The sequence below is a fragment of the Streptomyces sp. NPDC090045 genome, assembly GCF_044747975.1.
Lineage (GTDB): Bacteria > Actinomycetota > Actinomycetes > Streptomycetales > Streptomycetaceae > Streptomyces.
The window spans coordinates 480,159-506,521 of record NZ_JBIVFA010000002.1 but is presented as its reverse complement, the minus strand read 5'-3'; the positions used below and the strand labels follow the sequence as shown (position 1 = coordinate 506,521).

Here is a 26,363-nt window from a genome sequence, read left to right as displayed (position 1 = left end):
GCGCCTACGATGGCGGGCATGACTGCCACGCCCCAGCCCGCGAACCCGCGCAAGCTCGTCCTCGCCTCCGCCTCCCCCGCCCGGCTGAACCTGCTGCGCCAGGCCGGGCTCGCCCCGCACGTCATCGTCAGCGGTTTCGACGAGGACACGCTGAACCACGACGAGCCCGCCGCGCTGGCCCTGGCGCTGGCCGAGGCGAAGGCGGCGGTCGTGGCGGGCCTGGACGAGGCCGCGGGCGCCCTGGTGATCGGCTGCGACTCCGTGCTGGAGCTGGACGGCGAGGCGCTGGGCAAGCCCGCCGACGCCGAGGAGGCCACCGCGCGCTGGAAGTCGATGCGCGGACGGGCGGGCGTACTGCGCACCGGGCACTGCGTGATCGACACGGCGGACGGCCGCCAGGTCTCGGCCACGGCGTCCACGACGGTCCGGTTCGGCGAGCCGACGGACGCCGAGGTCGCGGCGTACGTGGCGAGCGGCGAGCCGCTGCACGTGGCGGGGGCGTTCACCCTGGACGGGCTGTCGGCGCCGTTCATCGACGGCATCGACGGGGATCACGGCAACGTGATCGGCCTGTCGCTGCCGCTGCTGCGCTCCCTGCTGGGCGAACTGGACGTGTCCATCACGGACCTGTGGGCTTGAGCTCCCCGAACGCGGGCGGGGGCGGGGGCTGTACGTCGCCTTCGCCGTCGCCGTCGCCGTCCCGCGGGGCGGCGTAGAGCGTCAGGGTCAGCACCAGGAGGCACAGGATCAGCGTCGTCGCCACGAAGGCGGGCCAGCCGACCAGGACGACGGCGAGGACGCCGAGCAGCCCGTGGGTGACGGCCGCGGTGATGAGCGCGACGCGGGCGAAGCGGCCCGGGGGGCGGTCGCGGAGCGCGGCGACGGCGGCGAGGACGGCGCACAGCACGAGGAAGGCGCCCATGCCCGCCCCCATGGCGTAGGTCGCCTTGGACATGACGTCCGGATCACTGCCCGCTATGGACATGGACTGGTTCGCCGTGGTCCGGCCCAGCACGAGGTGGACGAGCACGAGCACCGCCGCTTCCGCGACAAGCACGATCGCGGCCAGTCCGGCCACGAGTCTTCGCAGCACGACGTCCCCACCTCCCACACGTCACGAGCCCGTTCGACGCCTGGAGGCTACTAACGGGTAGAGCGGTGGGCAAGACATCCGCCCACCCGGGTTCGGCGGGCCGTCAACGGGTCGTCAACCCGCCCTCCCCGGGCCACCGGTGGGCGCCGCCCGGGCCGTCCCTCCGGGGCGCACCGCCGGGAGCGCGGCTCCTCCGCGGGGACGGGAAGCGCGGTGGGTACGGTGTTGTCCCGGTTCGTCCTGCGGGACGCCGGGGCTACCAATCAGTAAACAAGTGGACAACTCCGGTTCCGCCGGCAAAGAAAATGTGGGCCGTTCGTAGGGACTCGACAAAGAATCACCCGGGGCCGCTGACCGGGGGGACAGAGACCTTGGATACATGACGGGGTTACTGTGCAGTCGGGGATCCCCCTGACCTGGGGCGCCACAAGGGTTCTCGGGCGGTTCGGACCTCGCATCACACTCTGTGTGGGCAAGGTCACCACCTGGGAAGGGTCGAAAGGCCGTGTGGGCTGTCCCTAAACTCAGCTTGTTTCAAGGAGGGAGCCATCGTGCGCAAGGTGCTCATCGCCAACCGTGGCGAAATCGCTGTCCGCGTTGCTCGGGCCTGCCGGGACGCCGGGATCGCGAGCGTAGCCGTCTACGCCGATCCGGACCGGGACGCTCTGCACGTCCGCGCGGCCGACGAAGCTTTCGCGTTGGGCGGTGACACCCCGGCCGCCAGCTACCTGGACTTCTCCAAGGTCCTCCAGGCCGCAGCCGACTCCGGTGCGGACGCCATCCATCCCGGATACGGCTTCCTCTCCGAGAACGCCGACTTCGCCCAGGCCGTGCTCGACGCCGGCCTGACCTGGATCGGTCCGCCGCCGCAGGCCATCCGCGACCTCGGCGACAAGGTGGCCGCCCGTCACATCGCCCAGCGCGCCGGTGCCCCGCTGGTCGCCGGTACGCCGGACCCGGTCTCCGGGGCCGACGAGGTCGTCGCCTTCGCCAAGGAGCACGGCCTGCCGATCGCCATCAAGGCCGCCTTCGGCGGTGGCGGTCGCGGTCTGAAGGTCGCCCGCACCCTCGAAGAGGTGCCGGAGCTCTACGACTCCGCCGTCCGTGAGGCCGTCGCCGCCTTCGGCCGCGGCGAGTGCTTCGTCGAGCGCTACCTCGACAAGCCGCGCCACGTCGAGACCCAGTGCCTGGCCGACTCGCACGGCAACGTGGTCGTCGTCTCGACCCGTGACTGCTCCCTGCAGCGCCGCCACCAGAAGCTGGTGGAGGAGGCCCCCGCGCCGTTCCTGACCGAGGCTCAGAACGCGGAGCTGTACGCCGCCTCCAAGGCCATCCTGAAGGAAGCCGGTTACGTCGGCGCCGGCACCGTCGAGTTCCTCGTCTCCGCCGACGGCCTGATCTCCTTCCTGGAGGTCAACACGCGCCTCCAGGTCGAGCACCCGGTCACCGAAGAGGTCGCCGGCATCGACCTGGTCCGCGAGATGTTCCGCATCGCCGACGGCGAGGCCCTCGGTTACGGCGACCCGGTCCTGCGCGGTCACTCCATCGAGTTCCGCATCAACGGCGAGGACCCGGGCCGCGGCTTCCTCCCGGCCCCCGGCACGGTCACCAAGTTCAACGCCCCCAGCGGCCCCGGTGTCCGCCTGGACGCGGGCGTCGAGTCCGGCTCCGTGATCGGCCCGGCCTGGGACTCGCTCCTGGCCAAGCTCATCGTCACCGGCGCCACCCGCGAGCAGGCCCTCCAGCGCGCGGCGCGCGCCCTGGCCGAGTTCGAGGTCGAGGGCATGGCCACGGCCATCCCCTTCCACCGTGCGGTCGTCGTCGACCCGGCGTTCGCCCCCACGGACGGCAGCCCCTTCACCGTCTACACCCGGTGGATCGAGACCGAGTTCGTCAACGAGATCCCGGCGTTCACGGCTCCGGCCGCGGAGGACACCGAGGACGAGCCGGGCCGCGAGACGGTGGTCGTCGAGGTCGGCGGCAAGCGCCTCGAGGTCTCCCTGCCGTCGTCCCTGGGCATGACCCTGGCCCGCACGGCCGCCGCGGGCGGCGCCAAGCCGAAGCGCCGCGCGGCCAAGAAGTCCGGCCCGGCCGCCTCCGGCGACACCCTCGCCTCCCCGATGCAGGGCACGATCGTCAAGGTCGCGGTCGAGGAGGGCCAGCAGGTCACCGAGGGCGAGCTGATCGTCGTACTGGAGGCCATGAAGATGGAGCAGCCGCTGAACGCGCACCGCTCCGGCACCATCGTCGGCCTCACGGCCGAGGTCGGCGCCTCGGTCACCTCGGGCGCGACGATCTGCGAGATCAAGGACTGACGTCCTTCAACGGGGTTCCCGGGGCTTCCGCCCCGGGGCCCCGTTTTCCATGTGCGGCGCCGCTCCGGGGCGCTGCCCCCGCACCCCCGCGCCTGAAACGCCGGCGGGGCTGAAACATCCAGCCCCGCCGGCGTTTGAGGCGTGGGGATCCCCCCGGACGGAGTCTGGGGGAGCGTCCGGGGCGGCGCCCCGGCAGGCGGCCCGCAGGGGCTAGCGGCGGCGCATATCGGCCACGCGGGCCCGCTCGGCCTGCTGCTCCAGCATCCCGCCGGGTGCACTCCGCAGCTGCGCGGTCGGCCCGCCGCGCCGCTGTACCGGCAGCGGCGAGTCGCGCCGCGGCCGCCGCCCGATCACCCCGTCCCCGCCGCCGGAGCCCACCGCGGCGCCCGCCACCGTGATCTGGACGCCCTGGTCCGCCAGGGCCTGGAGCTCCGTCGCCGCGCGGTCGTCGTGCGGCGGGGGCTCGTCCGTGACCAGGCGGGTCATCACGTCCGTCGGCACGGTCTGGAACATGGTGTCCGTGCCGAGCTTCGTGTGGTCCGCGAGGACGACCACCTCCGCCGCCGCCTGCACCAGCGCCCGGTCCACGCTCGCGCTGAGCATGTTGGACGTGGACAGGCCCCGCTCCGCCGTCAGGCCGCTGCCCGAGAGGAAGGCGCGGGAGACCCGGAGCCCCTGGAGGGACTGTTCGGCTCCGCTGCCCACGAGGGCGTAGTTGGACCCGCGCAGGGTGCCGCCGGTCATCACCACCTCCACCCGGTTGGCATGCGCCAGCGCCTGGGCGACGAGCAGCGAGTTGGTGACGACGGTCAGTCCGGGCACGCGGGCGAGCCGGCGGGCCAGCTCCTGCGTCGTGGTGCCCGCGCCGACGACGACGGCCTCGCCCTCTTCCACGAGGGAGGCCGCGACATCGGCGATGGCGGTCTTCTCCGCCGTCGCGAGATGGGACTTTTGCGGAAAGCCGGACTCCCGCGTGAAACCGCCCGGCAAGACCGCACCGCCGTGTCGGCGGTCGAGGAGTCCTTCGGCCTCCAGTGCCCGCACGTCCCGCCGTACGGTCACTTCGGAGGTCTGGACGACGCGGGCGAGCTCCCGGAGCGATACCGCTCCGTTGGCCCGCACCATTTCGAGGATCAATTGGCGACGTTCTGCAGCGAACACGAAACTGACAGTAACCCCAACGACCGTCTGGTTTCAGCTCTTTGCGCCGGAATACCGAAGTTGTCCATATGGCAGGGCGACTAGTGGTATACGCGGCCCGAGGTCTGGGTGAACGTCCGGCCACGCGGCAGCGTACCGCCCCAACACCCTTGCGGTGTGGGGCGGTTGGGGCCGGTCACGCCTCCCCGGCGGCCTTCCGCGTGTGCAGCTGGCGCGCCACCTCGGCGATCGAGCCCGACAGCGAGGGGTACACGGTGAACGCGTTTGCGATCTGCTCCACCGTCAGGTTGTTGTCGACGGCGATCGAGATGGGGTGGATGAGCTCGCTCGCGCGCGGGGAGACGACCACGCCGCCGACGACGATGCCGGTGCCCGGACGGCAGAACAGCTTCACGAAGCCGTCCCGGATCCCCTGCATCTTGGCGCGCGGGTTGCGCAGCAGCGGGAGCTTCACCACGCGGGCGTCGATCTTGCCGGCGTCCACGTCCGCCTGGGTGTAGCCGACGGTGGCGATCTCGGGGTCGGTGAAGACGTTCGAGGACACCGTCTTGAGGTTCAGCGGGGCCACCGCGTCACCGAGGAAGTGGTACATCGCGATGCGGCCCTGCATCGCCGCGACCGACGCGAGCGCGAAGATCCCGGTGACGTCGCCCGCCGCGTACACGCCGGGCGCGGAGGTGCGCGACACCTTGTCGGTCCAGATGTGCCCCGAGTCCTTGAGCCGGACCCCGGACTCCTCCAGGTTCATGTTCTTGGTGTTGGGGATCGCGCCGACCGCCATCAGGCAGTGCGTACCGGTCAGGACGCGGCCGTCGGAGAGGGTGACCTCGACCCGGTCGCCCACCCGCTTGGCGGACTCGGCGCGGGAGCGGCCGACCACGTTCATGCCGCGGCGCCGGAAGACGTCCTCCAGCACGGCGGCGGCGTCCGGGTCCTCGCCGGGCAGCACGCGGTCGCGGGAGGACACGAGGGTCACCCGGGAGCCGAGGGCCTGGTAGGCGCCGGCGAACTCGGCGCCGGTCACACCGGAGCCGACCACGATGAGCTCCTCCGGGAGCTCGTCGAGGTCGTAGACCTGGGTCCAGTTCAGGATCCGCTCGCCGTCGGGCATCGCGTCCGGGATCTCGCGCGGGGTGCCGCCTGTGGCGATCAGCACGGCGTCCGCCGTCAGGATCGTCTCCGAGCCGTCGGCCGCGGTGACGATGACGTCCCGGGTGCCGTCGATGCCCTGCGGCCCGCCGAGCTTGCCGCGGCCGCGCACCACGCGGGCGCCGGCCCGGGTGACGGAGGCGGTGATGTCGTGCGACTGGGCGAGCGCGAGGCGCTTGACGCGCCGGTTCACCTTGCCGAGGTCCACGCCGACGACGCGCGCGGCCTGCTCGATGTGCGGGGTGTCGTCCGCGACGACGATGCCGAGCTCTTCGTACGACGAATCGAAGGTGGTCATCACCTCGGCGGTCGCGATCAGAGTCTTGGAGGGTACGCAGTCGGTCAGGACCGAGGCCCCGCCCAGGCCGTCGCAGTCCACGACGGTCACCTCCGCGCCGAGCTGGGCCCCTACCAGCGCAGCCTCATACCCGCCGGGTCCGCCGCCGATGATCACGATCCGGGTCACGAAAAGTCCGCCTCACGTCTACCCGGCCGGCTGCCGCCCCGGCCGGTGTTCCGGGGGGTCTCCCCGGGGGATGCATTCCGTGCCCCATTGTCCCGCACGGTTCAAGGTGCTTCGCGCCCGGTCCCGTCATCCGTGCGCCATCCGGGCACGCGGTCACGGCCACCCCTCCCGTACCCTCGACCTCATGTCGCTCTACGCCGCGTACGCCGGCAACCTCGACCCGCGGCTGATGACGCGCCGCGCTCCCCATTCGCCGCTGCGCGGAACGGGCTGGATCAACGACTGGCGGCTGACCTTCGGCGGCGAGCAGATGGGCTGGGAGGGCGCCCTCGCCACGATCGTCGAGGCCCCGCGCCACCAGGTCTTCGTCGCCCTGTACGACATCGCGCCGCTCGACGAGGACTCGATGGACCGCTGGGAGGGCGTCGGGCTCGACATCTACCGCCGCATGCGGATCCGGGTGCACACCCTGGACGGCGAAGAGGCCGCCTGGTGCTACGTGCTCAACGGCTACGAGGGCGGCCTGCCCTCGGCGCGCTACCTCGGCGAGCTCGCCGACGCCGCCGAGTCCGCGGGCGCCCCGCACGACTACGTGATGGAACTCCGCAAGCGCCCCTGCTGACCCCCTGCTGCCCCCTGCGGGGCCGCTCGGCCAACCCGGGACGTCCCAAGGCGCGGGCCCCGTGCGGAGCCCCACCCCCAGCCCCGCCGGCGTTCGAGACGCTGGGGGTCCCCCCGGACGGAGTCCGGGGGAGGTCCGGGGCGGAGCCCCGATCTTTCGGCCCCGCCGATGCCCCGGCGCGAGACCCCGGGCGGAGTCCCGACGGCGGCGCCGCACCCGGCCCGCAAGGCCCCGCCACCGCCCCCGCAACCCCCACGGGGACGATTCGGCGGAAACGACAAGGCAACGATCCGAACACCGTGAGCTGTGCCATCTACGCGCGTAGGCCAGGAGCGGCTACGCTCGTCTGCGTGAACGCATCTGTTACCGACCCCTTCGCCGCCGCCGACGCCGCAGCCGCCCGCCTGCGCGAGCTGACCGGCGTCGATTCCCACGATGTCGCGCTCGTCATGGGCTCCGGCTGGGCCCCCGCCGCCGAAGCGCTCGGCGCCCCCGAATTCGAGTTCCCGGTCACCGAGCTGCCCGGATTCCCGCCGCCCGCCGTCGAGGGCCACGGCGGCAAGATCCGCTCGTACAAGATCGGCGACAAGCGCGCGCTGCTCTTCCTCGGCCGGACCCACTACTACGAGGGCCGCGGCGTCGCCGCCGTCGCCCACGGCGTGCGCACCGCCGTCGCCGCCGGCTGCAAGACCGTGGTCCTCACCAACGGCTGTGGCGGTCTGCGCGAGGGCATGAAGCCCGGTCAGCCCGTGCTGATCAGCGACCACCTCAACCTCACGGCCACCTCGCCGATCGTCGGCGCGAACTTCGTGGACCTGACGAACCTGTACTCGCCGAAGCTGCGCGCGATGTGCAAGGAGATCGACCCGAGCCTGGAAGAGGGCGTCTACGTCCAGTTCCCCGGCCCGCACTACGAGACCCCGGCCGAGATCAACATGATCCGCGTCATGGGCGCCGACCTGGTCGGCATGTCCACCGTGCTGGAGGCCATCGCCGCCCGTGAGGCCGGCGCCGACGTGCTGGGCATCTCCCTCGTCACCAACCTGGCGGCGGGCCTCTCCGGCGAGCCGCTGAACCACGAAGAGGTCCTCCAGGCCGGCCGCGACTCGGCCGCCCGCATGGGCACGCTGCTGACGCAGGTCCTCGCCCGCATCTGATCGACGTACGAGAGGTAAGGCGGAAGTAGTGCAGGAACAGGACGACCTGATCACCCGGGCCCAGGCCTGGCTGGCGGAGGACCCGGACCCGGAGACGGCAACCGAGCTCGCGGCGCTCATCGACGCGGGCGACACCGCGGAGCTCGCGGACCGCTTCGCCGGCACCCTCCAGTTCGGCACCGCCGGACTGCGCGGTGAGATCGGCGCGGGCCCGATGCGGATGAACCGCAGCGTGGTCATCCGGGCCGCGGCGGGCCTCGCGGCCTACCTGAAGGCCCAGGGCCACGCCGGCGGCCTGGTCGTCGTCGGCTACGACGCCCGCTACAAGTCGGCGGACTTCGCCCGCGACACCGCGGCCGTCATGACCGGTGCCGGGCTGCGCGCCGCCGTCCTGCCCCGCCCGCTGCCGACGCCCGTCCTCGCGTACGCCATAAGGCACCTGGGGGCCGTCGCCGGCGTCGAGGTGACCGCGAGCCACAACCCTCCCCGGGACAACGGCTACAAGGTCTACCTCGGCGACGGCTCGCAGATCGTCTCCCCGGCGGACACGGAGATCGCGGCGGAGATCGCCCGCGTCGACACGCTCGCCTCGGTCCCCCGCCCGGAGTCCGGCTGGGAGGACCTCGGCGACGAGGTCCTGGAGGCCTACCTGGCCCGTACGGACGCCGTCCTGACCCCCGGGTCCGCCCGGGGCGTGCGGACCGTCTACACGGCCATGCACGGCGTCGGCAAGGACGTCGTCATGGCGGCCTTCGCCCGGGCCGGCTTCCCGGCCCCGGTGCTGGTGGCCGAGCAGGCCGAGCCGGACCCGGCCTTCCCGACGGTGGCCTTCCCCAACCCGGAGGAGCCGGGCGCGATGGACCTGGCCTTCGCCAGGGCCGCCGAGGTCCAGCCGGACATCGTGATCGCGAACGACCCCGACGCGGACCGTTGCGCGGTGGCCGTCCCCACCGCCGACGGCTGGCGGATGCTGCGCGGCGACGAGGTCGGCGCGCTGCTGGCGGCGCACCTGGTCCACAAGGGCGCGACCGGCGTCTTCGCCGAGTCCATCGTCTCCTCCAGCCTGCTGGGCCGGATCGCGGAGGCGGCGGGCGTCGGCTACGAGGAGACCCTCACGGGCTTCAAGTGGATCGCCCGCGTCGAGGGCCTGCGCTACGGCTACGAGGAGGCGCTCGGCTACTGCGTGGACCCCGAGGGCGTCCGCGACAAGGACGGCGTCACCGCCGCGCTGCTGGTGGCGGAGCTGGCCTCGGAGCTCAAGGAGCAGGGCCGCACCCTGACGGACCTGTTGGACGACCTGGCGATGGCCCACGGGCTGCACGCCACCGACCAGCTGTCGGTCCGCGTCTCGGACCTGTCGGTCATCGCCTCGGCGATGGCCGCGCTGCGGGCGGAGCCGCCGGTGTCCCTGGCGGGGCTGCGGGTCGTCTCGGCGGAGGACCTGACCAAGGGCACGGAGACCCTCCCGCCCACGGACGGCCTGCGCTACTACCTGGAGGGCGACTACAAGGCCCGGGTGATCGTCCGGCCCTCGGGCACGGAGCCGAAGCTGAAGTGCTACCTGGAGGTGGTGGTCCCGGTCGCCGAGGCCTCCGACCTCACCCCGGCCCGCACCCGCGGCCAGGAGATCCTGGACGCGATCAAGAAGGACCTCGCGGCGGCAGCGGGCATCTGACCCCTTCCCGCGCCCCTCGACAGCGACGGCCCCCCGAGCCCCGTCCGGCCCGGGGGGCCGTCGCCTTTCCGCAGCCACCGGCACCTGATTCCCTCGCCGGACTCCGCGCGGGGGCCGTCGCCGTTCCCGGGGGCTCCGCCCCCGACCCCGCGCCTCAAACGCCGGCGAGGCTGAAATTTAGCCCCGCCGGCGTTTGAGGCGCGGGGGTCCGGGGCGGAGCCCCGATCTTTAAGCCCCGGCGGCGTTTGAGCGGCGCGTCAGGAAGGGGAAGGCGACGGGCGGACGATTTCGCCCAGGGTTGGCACCGACTCCGGACGGGTCCGCACCGCGTCCGTGCACTCCCACGCCCGCGGCGGATCCTCGTCCGGCCCGCCCAGAACCACCGGCCCCGGCCCCGCCGACACCGCGTCGCTGCCCGCCAGCGTGCACACGACCTGCGACAGGGCCACCGGCGGCAGATCCTCCGGCTTGCGGCTGAGCCGCACCGTGCCCGCCGGGTCCCCCGCACGCGGCGCGGACACCGAGAGCCCGTCCGGCACCCCGGTCGTGAAGCCGGCGTCCCGCTCGTCCCCGCTCGGCGTCTGCTCCAGCGCCTCCAGCAGGGCCTGCGCGACGAGGCCCACGGGCTCCCGTACGGGCATCTTCTCGGGCACCGGAACCACTCGCTCCACGCCCACCAGCTGCGATCCGCAGACCAGTTCGATCGTGGCCCGGAAGCCCTGCACCCCGCTCTGCCCGGCGGGCGCCTCCGGGGTGTCGCACGACACCCGTGACGGGGCCGGGCCCACGTCCACCGGAACGGTCGTCGCCCGGATCCCGCAGCCCGACGTCGCGAGCAGGGCGATCGCCACCAGCGGGACCACCACGGCCGGCACCACCGGCAGAGCCCTACGCATCCACGTCACCCGCGATCACCCTCCCCACGTCCACCGGCAGCCGCAGCGTGAACAGGGCTCCGCCCCCCTCCGCGTTGGCGGCGGTGATGTCGCCGCCGTGGATGTGTGCGTTCTCCACGGCGATCGACAGGCCCAGCCCGCTCCCGTCCGACTTCGGCCGGGACGCGCTCGCCTTGTAGAACCGGTCGAAGACGTGCGGCAGGACCTCTTCGGGGATGCCCGGACCGTTGTCCCGGACCGCGATCACCAGCCATTCCCCGTCCACGGTCACCGACACCCGCACCGGCGAGCCGCCGTGCTTGAGCGCGTTGCCGATCAGGTTGGCCAGGATGACGTCGAGGCGGCGCGGGTCGAGCCGGGCCACGATGTCCCGTTCGGCGTCGAGTTCGACCGCGTCGAGCCAGGCCCGGGCGTCGATGCAGGCCGTGACCTGGTCGGCGACGTTCACGTCGTCCAGCACCAGGCGGGCCGTTCCGGCGTCGAAGCGGGTGACCTCCATGAGGTTCTCCACGAGGTCGTTGAGCCGCCGCGTCTCGCTGACGACCAGCGCCACCGCCGGTGCGATCATCGGATCGAGGTCGTCGACCTCTTCCTCCAGCACCTCCGCCACCGCCGTCAACGCGGTCAGCGGCGTGCGCAGTTCGTGGGACATGTCCGCGACGAAGCGCCGGCTCGACTCCTCCCGCGCGCTCATGTCGGCGACCTTCTTCTCCAGCGCCTCGGCCGTCTTGTTGAAGGTGTGCGACAGGTCGGCGAGTTCGTCCGTACCCGATACGTCGAGGCGGTGGTCCAGCTCCCCCTCGCCGAGCCGCCGAGCCGCGTCTCCGAGCCGCTGCACGGGCTTGAGCACCGTACGGGCCGCCGCCTGCGCGAGCAGTGCGGAGCCGAGCAGCGCCAGACCGGTGGCGATCGTCAGCGACCAGGCGAGCGCGTTCAGGTCGTCCCGCTCCTGGGCGAGCGACTTGTACATGTAGCCGGTCGGCCCGCCGCCCACGATCCGGGTGCCGCCGACCAGGTACGGGTTGCCGTTCGGCTTCGTCCGCTGCCAGTACATGTGGTACTCGGCGTCGTTCGCCGCGGTCGTCTTCTGCTCGTCGTTCACGGCGTTCTGGAGGGACTTCGGCACGTCCTGCAGCCCGAAGGAGTCGGGACCGGCCGCGCCGAACACCTCACGGCGGTCCTTGCGCTCGTGCACGAGCAGCACGCTGTAGCCGGGGCTGCTGCCCGCCATCAGCTCGGCGGTGCGCTGCATCTCCTCCGGCGTCGGGTCGACGGGCAGCGCGGCGGCACGGTTCTGCATCTCCTGCCGGAAGTCGCCGAGGGCGGCGTCCTGGACGCGCGTGAGCACGGCCTCGCGGTTGAGCCAGTACGCGATGCCGGACGCGGAGACCGCGGCCGTCAGGGCGACCAGGGCGAAGACGATGAGGAGCCGCAGCCGCAGGCTGGTCCAGCGCCGGCCCGCGAGCAACGCGCGGATCACTGCGGGGAGTCCAGGCGGTAGCCGACGCCGCGGACCGTACGGATCAGGGTGGGCGAGGACGGCACGTCCTCGACCTTGGCGCGCAGTCGCTGGACGCAGGCGTCGACGAGCCGCGAGTCACCGAGGTAGTCGTGCTCCCAGACCAGCCGCAGCAACTGCTGGCGGGAGAGCGCCTGCCCGGGCCTGCGGCTCAGTTCGAGCAGCAGCCGCAGTTCGGTCGGGGTGAGCTGGAGGTCCTCGCCGTTCTTGGTGACCGTCATGGCGGCCCGGTCGATGACGAGGGAGCCGAAGCTCGCCGAGTCGCTCGACTCGCGCTCGCCGCGGCGCAGGACCGCCCGGATGCGGGCGTCGAGCACCCGCCCCTGGACGGGCTTGACCACGTAGTCGTCGGCGCCGGACTCCAGGCCGACGACCACGTCGATGTCATCGCTGCGCGCGGTGAGCAGGATGATCGGCAGCTGGTCGGTGCGCCGGATGCGCCGGCACACCTCGAAACCGTCGATCCCGGGCAGCATGACGTCCAGCACGATCAGATCCGGCCGCTGCTCGCGCAGCAGTTTCAGGCCGTCCTCGCCCGTCGCCGCGGTGGCCACACGGTGGCCCTGGCGAGACAGGGAGAGTTCGAGGGCCGTGCGGATGGCGTCGTCGTCCTCGATCAGCAACAGGAAAGGCACGGGCTCATTCTGTCCCATCGACAGTCGGGAGTTCGACCGTCGGAGCGAGGTGATCCTGCGGAGGTCGCTGTGACAGTGCTGTGACAGTCGACGGACACCCCGGTTAAGTCGGGGGGGCAGTCTTCTATCAACGCACAACGGACCGAAGCAGAGACACTCCACGACGGGGGGCGCGAGATGAACACGCTGCACAGCACCAACACCAGCGCGGTTGTCACGCGGCTGCACGATGTGAACCGCCGGGCGGGTGTCCGTACGGTGGCGGTCGCCCGTCCCCGGCCGGCCCACGTCGTAGCCATTGACGCAAACCAGTACCAGGCGGTTCCCGCCGCCGAGCAGACTCCTTCCTCTTCCTCCACCTCGGAGGCCGAGTTCACGGCGTACGTCCAGGAGCGGCGGGCCGCGCTGTACGCGACGGCCTTCCACCTCACCGGCGACCGCTACGAAGCCGAGGACCTGCTGCAGAGCGCGCTGTTCTCCACGTACCGCGCCTGGGACCGGATCAGCGACAAGGCGGCCGTCGGCGGCTACCTGCGCCGCACGATGACGAACCTGCACATCAGCGCGTGGCGCCGGCGGAAGCTGAACGAGTACCCGACCGAGGAGCTGCCGGAGACGGCCTCCGACACGGACGCGATGCGCGGTACGGAGCTGCGCGCGGTGCTGTGGCAGGCGCTGACCCGGATCCCGGAGCCGCAGCGCACCATGCTGGTGCTGCGCTACTACGAGGGCCGCACGGACCCGGAGATCGCGGAGATCCTCGGCATCAGCGTCGGCACGGTGAAGTCGAGCATCTGGCGCTCGCTGCGCCGCCTGCGGGAGGACGAGGCGCTGAGCTTCGGCCGTGACGAGGCGGAGTCCTTCGAGGAGCTCGTCGCGTAACGCGGCACACAAGACCATCGGGCCAGGGGGCCCGTCCTACGGGGGTGGGGCGGGGGCCGCGGGGGGAAAAGGCGGGATCGAGCGGACGGGGGTCCGCCTGATCCCGCCTTTTCATATGTCCGGTACGCCCGCAGGCGTACCGGACATATGGCTCAGAGGCGCTTGGCGCTGCGCAGGGCGGCGGCGTAGTAGCCGTTGCCGTCGAGGCGGGAGGCGCCGCCCTTGTCGCCGATGGTGGGGCCGTTGGCCTCCTCACGGCTCGATATGAAGATCTTGTGCCCCTCGCTGTCGTTGCCGAGGTACATGCCGGTGTGGTCCAGACGGTCGCCGGTGCGCGCGTCGAGCTTGAAGAACACCAGGTCACCCGGCTGGAGGACGTCGATGGAGGCCGGCCGGTCCTGCGGGCCGGTGCCCTTGAGGGCCAGGACGTCCACGCCGGCCTTCGCGCGGGCCATGGCGTTGGCGGTGCGCGGCAGTCCGTTGCCGCCGGTGTCGGAGGCCATCAGGGGGAAGCGGCCGCGGTAGCCGAAGACCGTGCGGATGAAGCCGGAGCAGTCCAGGGACCGGTGCTTGGCCTTCTCGGGCTGTTCCGTGGTGCCGTTGCGGAAGGTGTACGGGATGCCGAGGTAGTCGTAGAAGTCCGACTGTTCCAGGCGGAGGTCGTTGCCCTCGGAGCCCTTCGGGTTGAGCGGGCCGAAGGCCGCGTCGCCCGCGTACTGGACGCCGGCCGCGTCCTTCTTGACCGGTGCCTGGTCCCCGTACTGGAAGGCGATGGCGAAGAGGTCGTCCTCCTCGCTCCCGTAGTACTTCTTGAACCAGTCCTGGAACCACTGCTCGCGCTCGGCGCCGCTGCGCCAGCTCTCCGGCAGCAGGCGGACCCAGTTGTCGGTGACGACGCGGGTCGTGGTGGTGGCCGGCTCGGTGAAGGTACGGCTCTTGCCGGTGAGCGTCGCGGTGCGCGCGCCGTCCGTGAAGGTGGCGAGGACCGCGCCGTCCGCGCCCCTGAGGACCGAGCGCTCCGGGTTCTTCAGCCGCTCCCACTTCTGGGCGCCCTCCTGGGCGCCGCCCTTCTGCGCCACGTCGGTGACGCGCAGCACCTCGGGGGCCTTGGCCTGCTCCTCCTTGCGCAGCTCGTAGGTGAAGTACGCGCTGCCGGCCAGCAGGAGCCCCACGACGGCGGCGTGCAGGACGGGGCGGGTGCGACGGGCGGGCTTGGCGGTCATCGGTGTGCTCCGGGCGGTGCGGGTGGTCGCGGCGTCGGTCAGGCGTCGGTCAGGCGTGCGGCATGAAGCCGAGCAGGATGCCCGAGGTCAGGACGACGTACGTCATGAGGGTCGCGGAGCCGGTGGCGAGCAGCGTGGCGCCCTTGGGCTGGCGGACGAGCTGGTAGGCGATCAGTCCGGGGACGATGAAGCCGAGGGTCTGGTTCGCGTACAGCAGGGGGAACTTCATCTGGAGCACGATCACCACCGTGGCCTGGAGGAGCACTCCGATGAGGACGACGGCCGCGAACAGACGCTTGCCGTACAGGATGACGAACTTCTGGGTGACGAGGGTGAGCGCGTACGTCAGGGCGGTGATGCCGACGACGAGCGCGGCACGCTGCAGGTCCTCGATGAGGGTGAGTGCGAGCCAGCCGGGGGTGATCATGCCGCCGGGCGAGAGGTTCGTGGTCAGGTAGCACAGGAGGGAGAACAGCAGGCCCAGCGCGATGCCGATCGCGGCGATCTCGGGGGTGAGGACTGCGGGGATCAACGGGGGTCTCCTGGGCTCTGCCACTGCTGGTTCGGGTTGGGCTCGTACGGATGGGGCTCGTACGGATGCGGCTCGTACGGGCGGGGCGCGTACGGACGCGGCTCGTACGGGTCGGGCTCGTACGGGTGGGGCGGCCCGGGCTGCCCGTGCGGTTGCTGCTGCTGCGGGTAGGGGCCCTGGTGCCACGGCCCGTCCGGCTGCTGCGGGTACGTGCCCTGCCCCTCGTACGGCGGCCGGCCCTGGGGGGCGGGCTGAACGTACTGCCGCGGCGGGTGGACGTACTGCCGCGGTACGGGGGGCTGCACGTACCGGGCTTCCTGGGCGGCGGTGAGGTCGGCGTACGGGTCGAGGTGCGGAACGTACAGCGGCGGCTGCGCGGGGGCGGCCTGCCGGGGTACGGCCGGCTCGCGGTCCGGGGCCGCCGCGGGGGGCTCCTCCCGGTCGGGCTCGTCCTCGAAGCCGGGGAGTTCCGCCAGGTGTTCCAGGAGGATCTCGCCCTGGCCGTGGATGTTGCCGATGGCGACCAGCGAGGAGCTCTCGCCCAGGTGGCCGAGCAGCTCGTTCATGAACTCCTCGCCGTCGCGCTGGTCGCCGCCGAGGTCGACGGCGCGCCCGCGCCACTCGGCCGGGATCGCGTCGATGGCGCTCTTGGCCGGGTGCCCGATCACGAAGACCTTGTCGGGCATCAGGTCCGGGATGATCGCGCCCATCTGGCCGTTGCGCTCGACGCGGTCCGGGCGGCAGTTGATCACGACGTTGAGGGGGCGGTCGACGGCGCCGAGGTCGAGGAGCTGGTTGATGTTCATCAGCGTCGACTCGGGGTCGTTGGCGGCGAAGACGTTGGCGAAGCGCACCCGCTTGCCGCCGGGGGCCACGTACCGCTCGACGGAGAGCACGCCGGGGTCCGGCGGGGCGTCGTACATCCCCTGGAGGGCGGTCTCGCGGTCGACGCCGAGGAGCTCGGCGACGGTGAGCGCGATGGCGACGTTCTCCTTGAAGGTGAACCAGCTGAAGCCGCGCAGCTCGTCGTCGCTGACCGTGTCGGGGTCGGCGTAGACGAGCGTGCAGTTCCTCGCGTCGGCCTCCTCCTGGAGCACGTGGAAGCGCTCCTTCTCGGCGGTGACGCAGATTCCGCCGTGCGGCATCGAGCGGGACAGGGAGCGCGCGATGTCGTCGAGGGTGGGGCCCATCTCGGCGACGTGGTCCTCGCGGACGTTGCACAGCACGCCGATGGTCGACTGGATCAGCTTCGACTGGTTGATCTCCTGGAGTGCGGGCATGACCGCCATGCACTCCATGACCAGTACGTGCGGCCGGTAGGCGGCGGCGCGCCGGACGATGCCGATCTGTTCGACGACGTTGGCGATGCCGAACTTCCGGTAGACGGGCTCCTCGGTGGCGTCCGGGTGGATGAAGCGGGCCGCGGTGCCGGTGGTCTTGGCGACCGTCACCAGGCCGCCGCCGCGCAGGGCTCCCGCGCACAGCCGGGTGATGGAGCTCTTGCCGCGGATGCCGTTGACCAGCACCCGGTTCGGTATGTGCGCGAGGTTGGCGTAGTGCCGGCGCTGCTCGACGACGCCCGCGACGAGCATGACCAGGCAGCAGAAGAGCAGTACGCAGTAGAGGAAGAGCACGGTGGATCAGTTCCTTCCGGCCGGGGTGGCTCGGTCGGGCGTCCGGCCGGTGCCGGCGCCGGCGGCGTCCCGTTTGCGCTGCTCCAGCAGCCGTAGGCGGATGACTTCGAGGCTGCGGGTGACGGCGCCGACCTCGTCGTGGTGGGTCGGGTAGACGACGGTGCGGCGGTCGCCGTCGGCCAGGGCCTCCGCACGCCGGGCGAGGTCGCGCAGCGGCCGCACCACGACGATGTGGATCCAGCCGAGGCAGGCCACGGCGCCCGTGAGGCCGAGCAGTCCGGCCAGGACGGTGCGGTTCTGCGCGGTGTACGCGGGGATCTCCAGGCCCTTGGCCGGCTGCCAGGTGACGACGGTCCAGTCCAGGGGCTGGGCCACGCCTCCGCCGGTCATCGGCGCGGCGGCGGCGACGGAGACGGCGCCGTCGCGGAGCAGGGCGCTCTTGGCGCGCGGGCCCTTGTCCGCCTTCTCGTCCGCGCCGCTCTGCTCGTTCGCGCCGCTCTGCTCGTCGGCGGAGCTCTTCTCGTCGGTGCCGCTCTTCTCGTTGGCGGAGCTCACCAGGGCGTCGAGCTTGGCGTCCGACAGCGGCTCGAAGGCCAGGTAGCCGTTGTTGCCGCCGATCACCCGGTGCTTGGCGTCGACGACGCGGACCTCGCCCAGGCCGGGCCGCTTGAGCAGGGCGTTGAGGAAGTCGATGCCCAGCTCGCCGACGACGGCCGCGCCGGCCAGGCCGGGGGTCTCGGCGTACTCGGTGATGACCGGCCGGTTGCCGCTGTCGACCAGGGTCACGGGCTGCTTCGAGGGGCCCTTGCCGGCGGGGTGGTGGGGCTTGCCGCCGGCGCGGGCCAGGACGGTGCCGTCGGCCTTCATGACGTAGAGGGACTCGTAGCGTCCGTGCTGGTTCCGGGTGCGCTCCAGCAGCTTGGTCAGCTCGGCGGGGGTGGTCCTGTCGCTGATGACGGACGCGACGGAGGTGAGGTCGGCGTGTCCTTCGTTGAGGGCGCGGCGTACCCGGTCGGCCACGGTGTCGGTGCGTTCGCGCTGGTCGTCGACGATGGTCTTCGGTACGGCGACGGAGGCCCCCGCGCGGTTGAGCGTCAGCAGGAGCGGCGCCGACCACACCAGGAGCAGGATCCCGCACACCCCGAGGAGGGCGCGGGTCCCGATCCGGGCGCGGCGGCCCCCGCGGGGGACCTCGGTCTCCGCTCCCGGCTCTCCGAGGAGCTGTCGGCGCAGCCGGTCGAGCGCGGCGCCGATGCGGGCGGCCTCGCCGTACTTCGGGACGGTGACCGGCCGGTTCAGGTCGCCGCGGCCGATCCGGCGGCTCTCCAGGAACAGCCGGAGCAGCGGGCGCTGCACGGTGGTGACGAGCAGGGCCACGGCCAGTGCCCCGAGCACGAGCAGGGCGGCGGACGCGGCGATCCAGAAGAAGGAGTCGACGGCGGCGGAACGTTCCTCGGCGACGCCGACGAACGAGACGACGGTGAGGCCGAGGGCGGTCGCGTCGGTGCCCACACCGGGCTGCGAACCGGTGAGCTTCGCGTAGCCGGCCACGGAGCGGCGACCGTCCCTGGAGTCCCCGAGCAGGCTGCCGCTGACGCCCGCGAAGCCGCCCGAGCCGGGCTCCTTGGCCTGCAGGGGGTGGCGCGCGGCCTTCTGGGCGACGGTCTTCGCGAACTTCGCGAGCTGCTTCTTCTCCTGCCCGGAACCGCCGACGCCGTCGCTGCCGAGGACCTGGCCGGAGGAGTCGAGGACGGCGATGGCGCGGGACCGGCCCAGGCTGATGCCCGGGACCTTCAGGCTGCTGGAGGCGACCAGGAGCTGCTGGGGGCGGTCGGGCCAGGACAGCAGGGCGAGGGTGAGCAGGCGGGTCTCGCCGTTCTCCAGCCGGACCATGCGGGGGGCGAGGCCGGACTCCCCGTCGAGGGCGGTCAGGTCGAGGGCGGTCAGCGGGAGGTTCTCGCCGCGCTGCGCCTCCAGTCGGCCCGACTTGATCTCGATCACGGCCGTGCCGCGCCACTTCTGGTAGACGCTGCCGAGCTTGTCGAGGACGGAGTCGGGCGAGACCGGTTCGCCGGAGCTGAACAGGGAGGCGGTCCTGCCGATGTCCGTGATGCTCTCGTCCAGGGAGGCGCGCAGGGCGATGGCGCCGTCCTCGGCGAAGTACTGCTGAGAGGTGAGGACGGCCGGCGGTACGGTCTGCCTGCCCACGTGGCCGAGCTGGAACGCGGTGAGGGCGGCGAGGGCCAGCAGCAGGGCGGACAGGGCCGCGATGGGCGGACGGATGCCGCCCAGCAGCGACATGTCAGCCCGACGGCGGGTCCGGTGCCGCCGCTTCGATCGCGACGCGGCCAACGCGGGCTCCTCTTCGTTTCTTGTCCTGGAGCCGGTGCGGCCTGGAGAGTGCGATGATCTGGTGCTTACAGAGCTCGGAGGCGAGAAGCGGAGGGCATCACTCCGTTATTTTCGTATGACTATGAGCGCTCCACTGACCAGGCGAATAACGATTGCGGTTCTGTGCGGCGCCTTCATCGCCCTTTGTGCCGTTTTGGCACTTCGGGCGGCGAGCGCGGGAAGCGCTCCGCCGGCCCGCCCGGCCGGCCCCGCTCCCCAGCGCTCCGCCGACCCCGGCCTGGAGCAGCGGATCGCCCGCTTCACCGCCGGCTTCAGCGAACACGGGGGGTACCGCACCCCCACGGACCAGGAACGACTCGCGTTCACCAGGGCGTTCGCCCACCTGCTCGACGGCGATCCGGAAGCGGCGCGGACCGGCTTCTCCGAGATCGACTTCACCCTCCGCACGGTCACGGACGGCGCCGACGGACGCCGGTACGCCGAAGTGGCGGACGCGGTGAGTGAATCGGGCCACACCGGCCGCGGCTGGGGCCGGGTGTACGTCGACCTGGACCGGCCCGCACGCTGGTCGGTCCAGGTCCCCCACCCCGTCGCCGACGCCCGCACCGAACTCCTCGGAGCGCGGGTGCTGCGCGGCGCACCCGGCGGGGTGCTGGTGCTCGCGGGCGCCCACCGCGACGCGGGCGAGGACGGGGCGGCGGACGTGGCACACCGCGCGGACTCGGTCTTCCACGGCGTGGTGGAGGAGCTGGCGCGGCGGAACCTGCCGGGGGTCCAGCTGCACGGGTTCGCCGACGAGTCGTTCCGCGGGCGCGACGCGGTGGTCTCCACGGGAGCCGGAGACAGCGCCCTGGCGGACGCGGAAGAGCTGACCGCCGCGCTGCGGCGCGACGGCCTGGAGGTCTGCACGGCGTACTCCGCGCGCTGCAAGCTCGCCGGCCGGGAGAACGAACAGGGCCGGAACGCCGCCGACCGGCAGTCCCGCTTCCTTCACGTCGAGCTGAACAAGACGCTCCGCGGTGACGACCACGGCCTCGACCGGGCCGCGACCGCGCTCACCACCCTGACGGACCGCTGGTCACGCCGGTGACGGAGGCCCGGCGACTACGCCGGGGTCGTCGTACGGTGGCGCCCGGCGGCGGCCGCGGCGAGGCGTCCGAGGGCCTCGTCACGGCCGCACGCGTGCGCGCCCAGCGTGATGTGGCGCGCCACGATGCCCCGCTCCGCCCGCATCAGCCGAAGGCCGCGCCGCAGCAGGAACAGCACCGACTTGCGCCCCTCCCGCAGATCGCGCGCCAGCCGGCGGCGGAAGGTGGTGGACGGCCGCCCGCGCAGACAGATCGCGTCCGCGAGCAGCCCCAGTTCCTGGCAGCGGGAGACGATGTCCGCCGCGAAGATCCCCTCGGCGATGAACAGCGGCGTGCGCGAGATGTCCAGCGCCTCCGCCCCGGTCCGCGAGGAGGTCGCGATGTCGTACACCGGAACCTCGGTGCGACCCACCGCGCACAGCTCCTCGATCGCCGCCACGGCGGTGTCCGCGTCCCAGGACAGCGGGGAGTCCCAGTCGATGTCCGCACTGCCCTCGACCAGCGGGAGGGTCGGGTCGTCACCCTCCTTGTAGAAGTCGTCCAGCCGCAGCACGGGCAGCCCCGAACGGGCCGCCAGCGAGGACTTGCCGGATCCCGAGGGTCCGGTCAGAAGGACGACACGCGTAGGCAAAGGAGAGGAGGAGCTCACGGGACACCAGTTTGAATCCTCCCCCGCGAAAAGACAAAAAGGGGATTCCTGACTCACGCAGCCCGGCAGCCCTGCTGGCTGTCAGGTCTTCCGCGATCGGCGCCAGCCGGGTTGAGACCAGCCCGGACCAACATCACGTACGCGGAATTCTTGTCCCGTGGTGAGACGGCTCCGCATGCGGTGCAGGTGTAGATGCGTTCCGACAGCGGCAGCGCGTGCTTGGCTCTCGCTCCGCACCGTCCGCAGTCCATGGTGGTGTACGCGGGGTGCACGAGCCGCAGATCCCGGCCGTGCTTGCGCGCCATGTTGATCAATTCGCGCTTGGTGGCGGAAAGCGCCGCATCGGCCGCCTTCCTGGCCATGCTGGACTTGGCGAGGAACTTCGGCCGGAAGTCCTCCACCGCGATCCGGTCGAAGTCCGTCACGACGCGCTTGGCCCACTTCCGAGCGGTGTCCTGACGCTGCCGGGCGACCTTCTTGTGCGCCTTCGCGGCCTGCCGCTTCGCCGCGCGGTAGCCCTTCGAGGCGGCCCTGCCGCACGCGGGCTTCCGGCGGGCCATCATTCGCTGGTATCCGACGAGTTTCCCCGCCGCCTTCTTCCCGAACTCGCCGTGCGGAAGGTCGTACTGGTCGCTCGTGGTGGTCGCGGTCTCCTTCACACCCCAGTCGATCCCGATCACCGATCCGGTCGCGGGGAGCGGTTCGACTTCCACCTGGACGACGAAGGACGCGTACCAGTGGCCGAGGCCGTCCCGATGGATGCGGACACTGGACGGGTCGGACGGCAGCTCCCGCGACCACACGACCGTCAGCGACACCCCACCCGCCAGGTGAAGACGGCCGCTCTTCAGGCGGAATCCACGACGGGTGTAGTTGAGCGTCGGGTCGGACCGGCTCTTCTTCTTGAAGCGAGGCATCCCGGCCCGCTGCCGCACCGGCAACCGGTCGTTGATGTCCTTCAAGGCCTTGGTACGTGCCTTGGCGAAGTCACGGATGACCTGCTGCTGCGGCACGCTGCCACCCTCGCGCAGCCACTCGTGGCGGGCACGCACCGCTCCCACTCGCCCGACAGGGCGGCGAGTGCGGCAGACGACACACGGAGCCGGAAGGTGTACCTGGCGTACCCAGGCTCCCCGGCATCGGTCGGTCTCGTCATGGTGCGAACGTATCGCCCGGGCTCGCCGCCCTGCCCCAATTCCCGGCGGCCTCCACGAACGAGTGATGTCATCGGCCCGGGGACCTGCCCGCTGGTCTCGAGGAGCACCGCCCCACTACGCTGCGTGCGCACATGACTACGATCGACCACGACCACAGGGTGGGACTCCCATGGCACGCCACGCAGCAGCCTCCTCCGCAAGCAGCCGGCTCCGTTCCGCGGGTCTGACGGTTTCCATGGCGGGCGCCGCGCTCGCCATGGCCGCGGGGGGTGCTCAGGCCGGTGAGCTCGATGTGCCGGCGGCTCTCGCCGGGGTCACCGATCCGGTGGCGAACCTCAAGGTGAACCCGCTCGCCCACACCGGCGTGGACCCGCTGGACAACGGCGTGGCCACCAAGGTCGCGGACTTCCCCGCCGTCGGCACCGGCATGGTCACCGGGGTACTGACCCAGGGGCCGTCCGTCGGCGAGCTGCCCACCGCCGCCGTCTCCTCGCTGCTCGGGCCGGTCCTGCCGAAGAAGTGAAGGCGTAGGGAAGCGGGTACGCGGGCGGGTACGGGAAGGCCCCGGCAGCGTTGGGGGCACCTCCCAGCGGTAGCTGGGGGAGGGACGCTGCCGGGGCCGGTTCGCGAGGGGCTCCTAGTACGAGGATCCGCCCGAGCCCAGCGACCCCGTCGGGTGCCAGACCGTCTTGGTCTCCAGGAACGCCGTCATGCGCGACGTGCCCGGGTCGGCGGTCCAGTCGTCCACAGGCTGTGGACGCAGGACGCGCTTGAGGTTGTCGGCCGCCGCGATCTCCAGCTCCTTGGCCAGCGCCGCATCGGCCCCGGCCAGGTCGATCGCGTTGACGTCCTGGTGGGACGCCAGGTGCGGGCCCATCTCGGCGGCCTTGCCGGACAGGATGTTGACCACGCCGCCGGGCAGGTCGGAGGTGGCGAGCACCTCGCCCAGGGAGAGGGCCGGCAACGGGGACTTCTCGGAGGTGATGACGACCGCCGTGTTGCCGGTCGCGATGACCGGGGCGATCACCGAGATCAGGCCCAGGAAGGACGAGTCCTGGGGGGCGATCACGGTCACGACGCCGGTCGGCTCCGGGGTGGAGAGGTTGAAGAACGGGCCCGCGACCGGGTTGGCCCCGCCCACGATCTGGCCGATCTTGTCGGTCCAGCCCGCGTACCAGACCCAGCGGTCGATGGCCGCGTCCACGACGGCGCCGGCCTTCGACTTGGACAGCCCCTCGGCCTCGCCGACCTCGCGGACGAACTGCTCCCGGCGGCCCTCCAGCATCTCGGCGATGCGGTAGAGGATCTGGCCGCGGTTGTACGCGGTCGCGCCCGACCAGCCGCCGAAGGCCTTGCGGGCAGCGACGACCGCGTCACGCGCGTCCTTGCGGGAGGACAGCGGAGCATTGGCCAGCCAGTTGCCCTTGGAGTCGCTCACCTCGTACACCCGGCCGCTCTCGGAGCGGGGGAACTTGCCCCCGACGTACAGCTTGTAGGTCTTGAAGACGTTCAGACGGGTCGACTCAGACATCGAGGTAGCCCTCCAGGCCGTGGCGGCCGCCCTCGCGGCCGAAGCCCGACTCCTTGTAGCCGCCGAAGGGCGAGGTCGGGTCGAACTTGTTGAACGTGTTGGCCCAGACGACGCCCGCGCGGAGCTTGTTCGCGACCGCGAGGATGCGGCTGCCCTTCTCCGTCCAGATGCCGGCGGACAGGCCGTACTGGCTGTTGTTGGCCTTCGCGACGGCCTCGTCGGGCGTGCGGAAGGTCAGCACGGACAGCACCGGGCCGAAGATCTCGTCGCGGGCGACGGTGTGCGCCTGGGTGACGTTCGTGAAGAGCGTCGGGGCGAACCAGTAGCCGGCGGACGGCAGCTCGCACGCCGGGGACCAGCGCTCGGCGCCCTCGGCCTCGCCGGTCTCCGCGAGCGCGGTGATCCGGGCGAGCTGCTCGGCGGAGTTGATCGCGCCGATGTCGGTGTTCTTGTCGAGCGGGTCGCCCAGGCGCAGGGTGGAGAGGCGGCGCTTGAGGCTGTCCAGCAGCTCGTCGTGGATCGACTCCTGGACCAGCAGGCGGGAGCCCGCGCAGCAGACCTGGCCCTGGTTGAAGAAGATGCCGTTGACGATGCCCTCGACGGCCTGGTCGATGGGGGCGTCGTCGAAGACGATGTTGGCGCCCTTGCCGCCCAGCTCCAGGGTGACCTTCTTGTCGGTGCCGGCGACGTGGCGGGCGATCTTCTTGCCCACGGCGGTCGAGCCGGTGAAGGCGACCTTGTTGACGTCCGGGTGCTCGACGAGGGCCGCGCCCGCGTCGCCGTAGCCGGTGAGGATGTTGACGACGCCCTTGGGCAGGCCCGCCTGGCGGCAGATGTCCGCGAAGAACAGCGCGGAGAGGGGGGTCGTCTCCGCCGGCTTCAGCACGACCGTGTTGCCGGTGGCGAGCGCCGGGGCGATCTTCCACGCGAGCATCAGGAGCGGGAAGTTCCACGGGATGACCTGGCCGGCCACGCCGAGGGGGCGCGGGTTGGCGCCGTAGCCCGCGTGGTCGAGCTTGTCGGCCCAGCCCGCGTAGTAGAAGAAGTGCGCGGCGACCAGCGGGAGGTCCGCGTCGCGGGTCTCCTTGATCGGCTTGCCGTTGTCCAGGGTCTCCAGGACGGCGAGCTCACGGCTGCGCTCCTGGATGATCCGCGCGATGCGGAAGAGGTACTTGGCGCGCTCGGAGCCCGGCAGCGCGGACCACTTCTCGAAGGCCTTGCGGGCGGCCTTGACGGCACGGTCCACGTCGGCGGCGCCCGCCTGGGCGATCTCGGCCAGGACCTCTTCGCTGCTCGGCGAGACGGTCTTGAAGACCTTGCCGTCGGCGGCGTCGGTGAACTCGCCGTCGATGAAGAGCCCGTAGGAGGGGGCGATGTCGACGACCGAGCGGGACTCGGGAGCCGGTGCGTACTCGAATACAGATGCCATGGTGATCAGTCCACCGTCACGTAGTCGGGACCGGAGTAACGGCCGGTGCTCAGCTTCTGGCGCTGCATCAGCAGGTCGTTGAGCAGGCTGGAGGCGCCGAAGCGGAACCAGTGGTTGCTCAGCCAGTCCTCGCCCACGGTCTCGTTGACCAGGACCAGGAACTTGATCGCGTCCTTGGTGGTGCGGATGCCGCCGGCCGGCTTCACGCCGATCTGGATTCCAGTCTGCTCCCGGAAGTCGCGGACGGCTTCGAGCATGAGCAGGGTGTTCGCGGGGGTGGCGTTGACGCCCACCTTGCCGGTCGACGTCTTGATGAAGTCGGCGCCCGCGAGCATGCCGATCCAGGAGGCGCGGCGGATGTTGTCGTAGGTCGACAGCTCGCCGGTCTCGAAGATGACCTTGAGGCGGGCCGCGGTGCCGTCGGGGCGGACGCAGGCCTCCTTGATGGCCCTGATCAGCTCGTACGTCTCCAGGTAGCGGCCGGCGAGGAAGGCGCCACGGTCGATGACCATGTCGATCTCGTCGGCGCCGGCGGCGACGGCGTCGCGGGTGTCCGCGAGCTTGACGGGCAGCGCGGCGCGGCCTGCCGGGAAGGCGGTGGCGACGGAGGCGACCTTGACGTCGGCGCCGTTCAGCGCCGCCTTGGCGGTGGCCACCATGTCGGGGTAGACGCAGACCGCGGCGGTCATGGGCGTCGTACGGTCGGTCGGATCGGGATTGACGGCCTTGGCGGAGAGCGCCCGGACCTTGCCCGGGGTGTCCGCGCCTTCGAGCGTCGTCAGGTCGATCATCGAGATGGCCAGGTCGATGGCGTACGCCTTGGCCGTCGTCTTGATCGAACGGGTGCCGAGGGAGGCCGCGCGGGCCTCCAGGCCGACAGTGTCGACGCCGGGCAGCCCGTGCAGGAAGCGGCGCAGCGCACTGTCGGACGTCGTCACGTCAGCGAATGCGGTGAGGGTGGTGGGCATGGTCACCACATGAGCATATCTACGCGCGTAGCGACCTGTCACCCCCACCCTCGGATTCATTCGGAACCGAGGGCCCCGTTTGCTGTTACGCGGCCATGACAGGAGCAAGATCATCCACGCGCACGTGATCCGTAGTTTTCTCTTCAGCAGCCCGCCACACCTGACCCGGTGAACCAGACCGACCAGACGCAACGCGGCATGCGACTCTCCTCCACTCTCCTCATCCACGC

At 71.7% G+C, this 26,363-nt stretch carries 22 protein-coding genes and 1 pseudogene; 8 read left to right on the top strand and 15 right to left on the bottom strand.

The genetic code is table 11. From position 1 onward, the window contains the following. The first annotated feature begins 9 nt into the window (after positions 1-9). Positions 10-639, top strand: a complete 630-nt coding sequence (locus ACIPYQ_RS07335) for a nucleoside triphosphate pyrophosphatase (RefSeq protein ID WP_383565426.1) — start codon at positions 10-12, stop codon at positions 637-639. On the opposite strand, the gene ACIPYQ_RS07330 is transcribed toward ACIPYQ_RS07335, so the two are convergent. Continuing rightward, entirely contained in the window at positions 620-1,093 is a 474-nt protein-coding gene (locus ACIPYQ_RS07330) for a hypothetical protein (RefSeq protein WP_401247054.1), read from the bottom strand. The two genes, ACIPYQ_RS07335 and ACIPYQ_RS07330, sit on opposite strands and share 20 nt — an antisense overlap. 551 nt (positions 1,094-1,644) lie before the next feature. Between ACIPYQ_RS07330 and ACIPYQ_RS07325 the strand changes: the two genes are divergently transcribed. After that, positions 1,645-3,408: an acetyl/propionyl/methylcrotonyl-CoA carboxylase subunit alpha gene (locus tag ACIPYQ_RS07325; RefSeq protein WP_401247051.1), complete on the top strand. Its 1,764-nt coding sequence runs from the start codon at positions 1,645-1,647 to the stop codon at positions 3,406-3,408. A gap of 210 nt (positions 3,409-3,618) precedes the next feature. Here the strand turns inward: ACIPYQ_RS07325 and ACIPYQ_RS07320 are convergent, their stop codons facing one another. Both ACIPYQ_RS07320 and ACIPYQ_RS07315 read right to left on the bottom strand, forming a co-directional pair. After that, positions 3,619-4,569 (bottom strand): DeoR/GlpR family DNA-binding transcription regulator, encoded by a 951-nt coding sequence (locus ACIPYQ_RS07320; protein ID WP_362232874.1) that lies wholly within the window; start codon positions 4,567-4,569, stop codon positions 3,619-3,621. A 175-nt stretch (positions 4,570-4,744) separates the two neighbouring features. Continuing rightward, positions 4,745-6,184: an NAD(P)H-quinone dehydrogenase gene (locus tag ACIPYQ_RS07315; RefSeq protein WP_319731852.1), complete on the bottom strand. Its 1,440-nt coding sequence runs from the start codon at positions 6,182-6,184 to the stop codon at positions 4,745-4,747. A gap of 184 nt (positions 6,185-6,368) precedes the next feature. On the opposite strand from ACIPYQ_RS07315, the gene ACIPYQ_RS07310 reads away from it, so the two are divergent. From ACIPYQ_RS07310 to ACIPYQ_RS07300, 3 genes are all read left to right on the top strand, one after another. Continuing rightward, positions 6,369-6,806, top strand: a complete 438-nt coding sequence (locus ACIPYQ_RS07310) for a gamma-glutamylcyclotransferase (protein WP_030290800.1) — start codon at positions 6,369-6,371, stop codon at positions 6,804-6,806. 350 nt (positions 6,807-7,156) lie between these two features. Continuing rightward, positions 7,157-7,963 (top strand): purine-nucleoside phosphorylase, encoded by an 807-nt coding sequence (locus ACIPYQ_RS07305; RefSeq protein ID WP_319731847.1) that lies wholly within the window; start codon positions 7,157-7,159, stop codon positions 7,961-7,963. A 28-nt stretch (positions 7,964-7,991) separates the two neighbouring features. Then, positions 7,992-9,638 carry a phospho-sugar mutase gene (locus ACIPYQ_RS07300; RefSeq protein ID WP_401247046.1) on the top strand — a complete coding sequence of 549 codons (1,647 nt, stop codon included), beginning with the start codon at positions 7,992-7,994 and terminating at the stop codon, positions 9,636-9,638. 257 nt (positions 9,639-9,895) lie between these two features. On the opposite strand, the gene ACIPYQ_RS07295 is transcribed toward ACIPYQ_RS07300, so the two are convergent. Genes ACIPYQ_RS07295 through afsQ1 form a run of 3 tightly spaced genes read right to left on the bottom strand, consistent with a single transcriptional unit; the run spans position 9,896 to position 12,688 of the window. Then, a complete protein-coding gene (locus tag ACIPYQ_RS07295) occupies positions 9,896-10,534 on the bottom strand; it encodes a hypothetical protein (RefSeq protein WP_361757684.1) in 639 nt (212 codons plus the stop codon). Further along, positions 10,527-12,113: a sensor histidine kinase gene (locus tag ACIPYQ_RS07290; protein WP_401247701.1), complete on the bottom strand. Its 1,587-nt coding sequence runs from the start codon at positions 12,111-12,113 to the stop codon at positions 10,527-10,529. Before ACIPYQ_RS07290 ends, ACIPYQ_RS07295 begins: the two co-directional genes overlap by 8 nt. Continuing rightward, a complete protein-coding gene (gene afsQ1, locus ACIPYQ_RS07285; RefSeq protein WP_063754818.1) occupies positions 12,011-12,688 on the bottom strand; it encodes a two-component system response regulator AfsQ1 in 678 nt (225 codons plus the stop codon). The genes ACIPYQ_RS07290 and afsQ1 overlap by 103 nt, the downstream gene beginning before the upstream one ends. A gap of 177 nt (positions 12,689-12,865) precedes the next feature. On the opposite strand from afsQ1, the gene ACIPYQ_RS07280 reads away from it, so the two are divergent. Continuing rightward, positions 12,866-13,570 (top strand): SigE family RNA polymerase sigma factor, encoded by a 705-nt coding sequence (locus ACIPYQ_RS07280; RefSeq protein WP_401247042.1) that lies wholly within the window; start codon positions 12,866-12,868, stop codon positions 13,568-13,570. Between the two features lie 152 nt (positions 13,571-13,722). On the opposite strand, the gene ACIPYQ_RS07275 is transcribed toward ACIPYQ_RS07280, so the two are convergent. The 4 genes from ACIPYQ_RS07275 to ACIPYQ_RS07260 are packed head-to-tail and all read right to left on the bottom strand — an operon-like array spanning position 13,723 to position 19,311. Beyond that, positions 13,723-14,793: a C40 family peptidase gene (locus ACIPYQ_RS07275; protein WP_401247040.1), complete on the bottom strand. Its 1,071-nt coding sequence runs from the start codon at positions 14,791-14,793 to the stop codon at positions 13,723-13,725. Between the two features lie 49 nt (positions 14,794-14,842). Then, positions 14,843-15,325: a poly-gamma-glutamate biosynthesis protein PgsC/CapC gene (locus ACIPYQ_RS07270; protein ID WP_030009641.1), complete on the bottom strand. Its 483-nt coding sequence runs from the start codon at positions 15,323-15,325 to the stop codon at positions 14,843-14,845. Then, positions 15,322-16,959: a poly-gamma-glutamate synthase PgsB gene (gene pgsB / locus ACIPYQ_RS07265; protein WP_401247036.1), complete on the bottom strand. Its 1,638-nt coding sequence runs from the start codon at positions 16,957-16,959 to the stop codon at positions 15,322-15,324. The genes ACIPYQ_RS07270 and pgsB overlap by 4 nt, the downstream gene beginning before the upstream one ends. A 6-nt stretch (positions 16,960-16,965) precedes the next feature. Then, on the bottom strand, positions 16,966-19,311 hold the full coding sequence (locus ACIPYQ_RS07260) for a HAMP domain-containing protein (protein WP_401247033.1): 2,346 nt from the start codon (positions 19,309-19,311) through the stop codon (positions 16,966-16,968). A 193-nt stretch (positions 19,312-19,504) separates the two neighbouring features. Here ACIPYQ_RS07260 and ACIPYQ_RS07255 point away from each other — a divergent pair, with 193 nt between their 5' ends. Beyond that, positions 19,505-20,401 (top strand): hypothetical protein, encoded by an 897-nt coding sequence (locus ACIPYQ_RS07255; RefSeq protein ID WP_401247030.1) that lies wholly within the window; start codon positions 19,505-19,507, stop codon positions 20,399-20,401. 14 nt (positions 20,402-20,415) lie between these two features. On the opposite strand, the gene ACIPYQ_RS07250 is transcribed toward ACIPYQ_RS07255, so the two are convergent. Both ACIPYQ_RS07250 and ACIPYQ_RS07245 read right to left on the bottom strand, forming a co-directional pair. Further along, positions 20,416-21,048: a uridine kinase gene (locus ACIPYQ_RS07250; RefSeq protein WP_401247027.1), complete on the bottom strand. Its 633-nt coding sequence runs from the start codon at positions 21,046-21,048 to the stop codon at positions 20,416-20,418. Between the two features lie 53 nt (positions 21,049-21,101). After that, positions 21,102-22,204: pseudogene (locus ACIPYQ_RS07245) on the bottom strand (RNA-guided endonuclease InsQ/TnpB family protein). A gap of 170 nt (positions 22,205-22,374) precedes the next feature. On the opposite strand from ACIPYQ_RS07245, the gene ACIPYQ_RS07240 reads away from it, so the two are divergent. Further along, a complete protein-coding gene (locus tag ACIPYQ_RS07240; RefSeq protein ID WP_361757705.1) occupies positions 22,375-22,728 on the top strand; it encodes a hypothetical protein in 354 nt (117 codons plus the stop codon). A gap of 114 nt (positions 22,729-22,842) precedes the next feature. Here the strand turns inward: ACIPYQ_RS07240 and ACIPYQ_RS07235 are convergent, their stop codons facing one another. Genes ACIPYQ_RS07235 through deoC form a run of 3 tightly spaced genes read right to left on the bottom strand, consistent with a single transcriptional unit; the run spans position 22,843 to position 26,133 of the window. Further along, positions 22,843-23,736 carry an aldehyde dehydrogenase family protein gene (locus ACIPYQ_RS07235; RefSeq protein ID WP_401247024.1) on the bottom strand — a complete coding sequence of 298 codons (894 nt, stop codon included), beginning with the start codon at positions 23,734-23,736 and terminating at the stop codon, positions 22,843-22,845. After that, entirely contained in the window at positions 23,729-25,165 is a 1,437-nt protein-coding gene (locus ACIPYQ_RS07230) for an aldehyde dehydrogenase family protein (protein WP_361757711.1), read from the bottom strand. The genes ACIPYQ_RS07235 and ACIPYQ_RS07230 overlap by 8 nt, the downstream gene beginning before the upstream one ends. A 5-nt stretch (positions 25,166-25,170) precedes the next feature. Then, positions 25,171-26,133 (bottom strand): deoxyribose-phosphate aldolase, encoded by a 963-nt coding sequence (gene deoC, locus ACIPYQ_RS07225; RefSeq protein ID WP_401247698.1) that lies wholly within the window; start codon positions 26,131-26,133, stop codon positions 25,171-25,173. Positions 26,134-26,363 lie beyond the last annotated feature (230 nt).

Excerpts from the sequence above, each read along its gene's own strand:
- ACIPYQ_RS07335 (WP_383565426.1), top strand. The coding sequence starts at position 10 with ATGGCGGGCATGACTGCCACGCCCCAGCCCGCGAACCCGCGCAAGCTC.
- ACIPYQ_RS07310 (WP_030290800.1), top strand. The coding sequence starts at position 6,369 with ATGTCGCTCTACGCCGCGTACGCCGGCAACCTCGACCCGCGGCTGATG.
- ACIPYQ_RS07295 (WP_361757684.1), bottom strand. The coding sequence starts at position 10,534 with ATGCGTAGGGCTCTGCCGGTGGTGCCGGCCGTGGTGGTCCCGCTGGTG.
- ACIPYQ_RS07280 (WP_401247042.1), top strand. The coding sequence starts at position 12,866 with ATGAACACGCTGCACAGCACCAACACCAGCGCGGTTGTCACGCGGCTG.
- ACIPYQ_RS07275 (WP_401247040.1), bottom strand. The coding sequence starts at position 14,793 with ATGACCGCCAAGCCCGCCCGTCGCACCCGCCCCGTCCTGCACGCCGCC.
- ACIPYQ_RS07240 (WP_361757705.1), top strand. The coding sequence starts at position 22,375 with ATGGCACGCCACGCAGCAGCCTCCTCCGCAAGCAGCCGGCTCCGTTCC.
- ACIPYQ_RS07235 (WP_401247024.1), bottom strand. The coding sequence starts at position 23,736 with ATGTCTGAGTCGACCCGTCTGAACGTCTTCAAGACCTACAAGCTGTAC.
- ACIPYQ_RS07230 (WP_361757711.1), bottom strand. The coding sequence starts at position 25,165 with ATGGCATCTGTATTCGAGTACGCACCGGCTCCCGAGTCCCGCTCGGTC.
- deoC (WP_401247698.1), bottom strand. The coding sequence starts at position 26,133 with ATGCCCACCACCCTCACCGCATTCGCTGACGTGACGACGTCCGACAGT.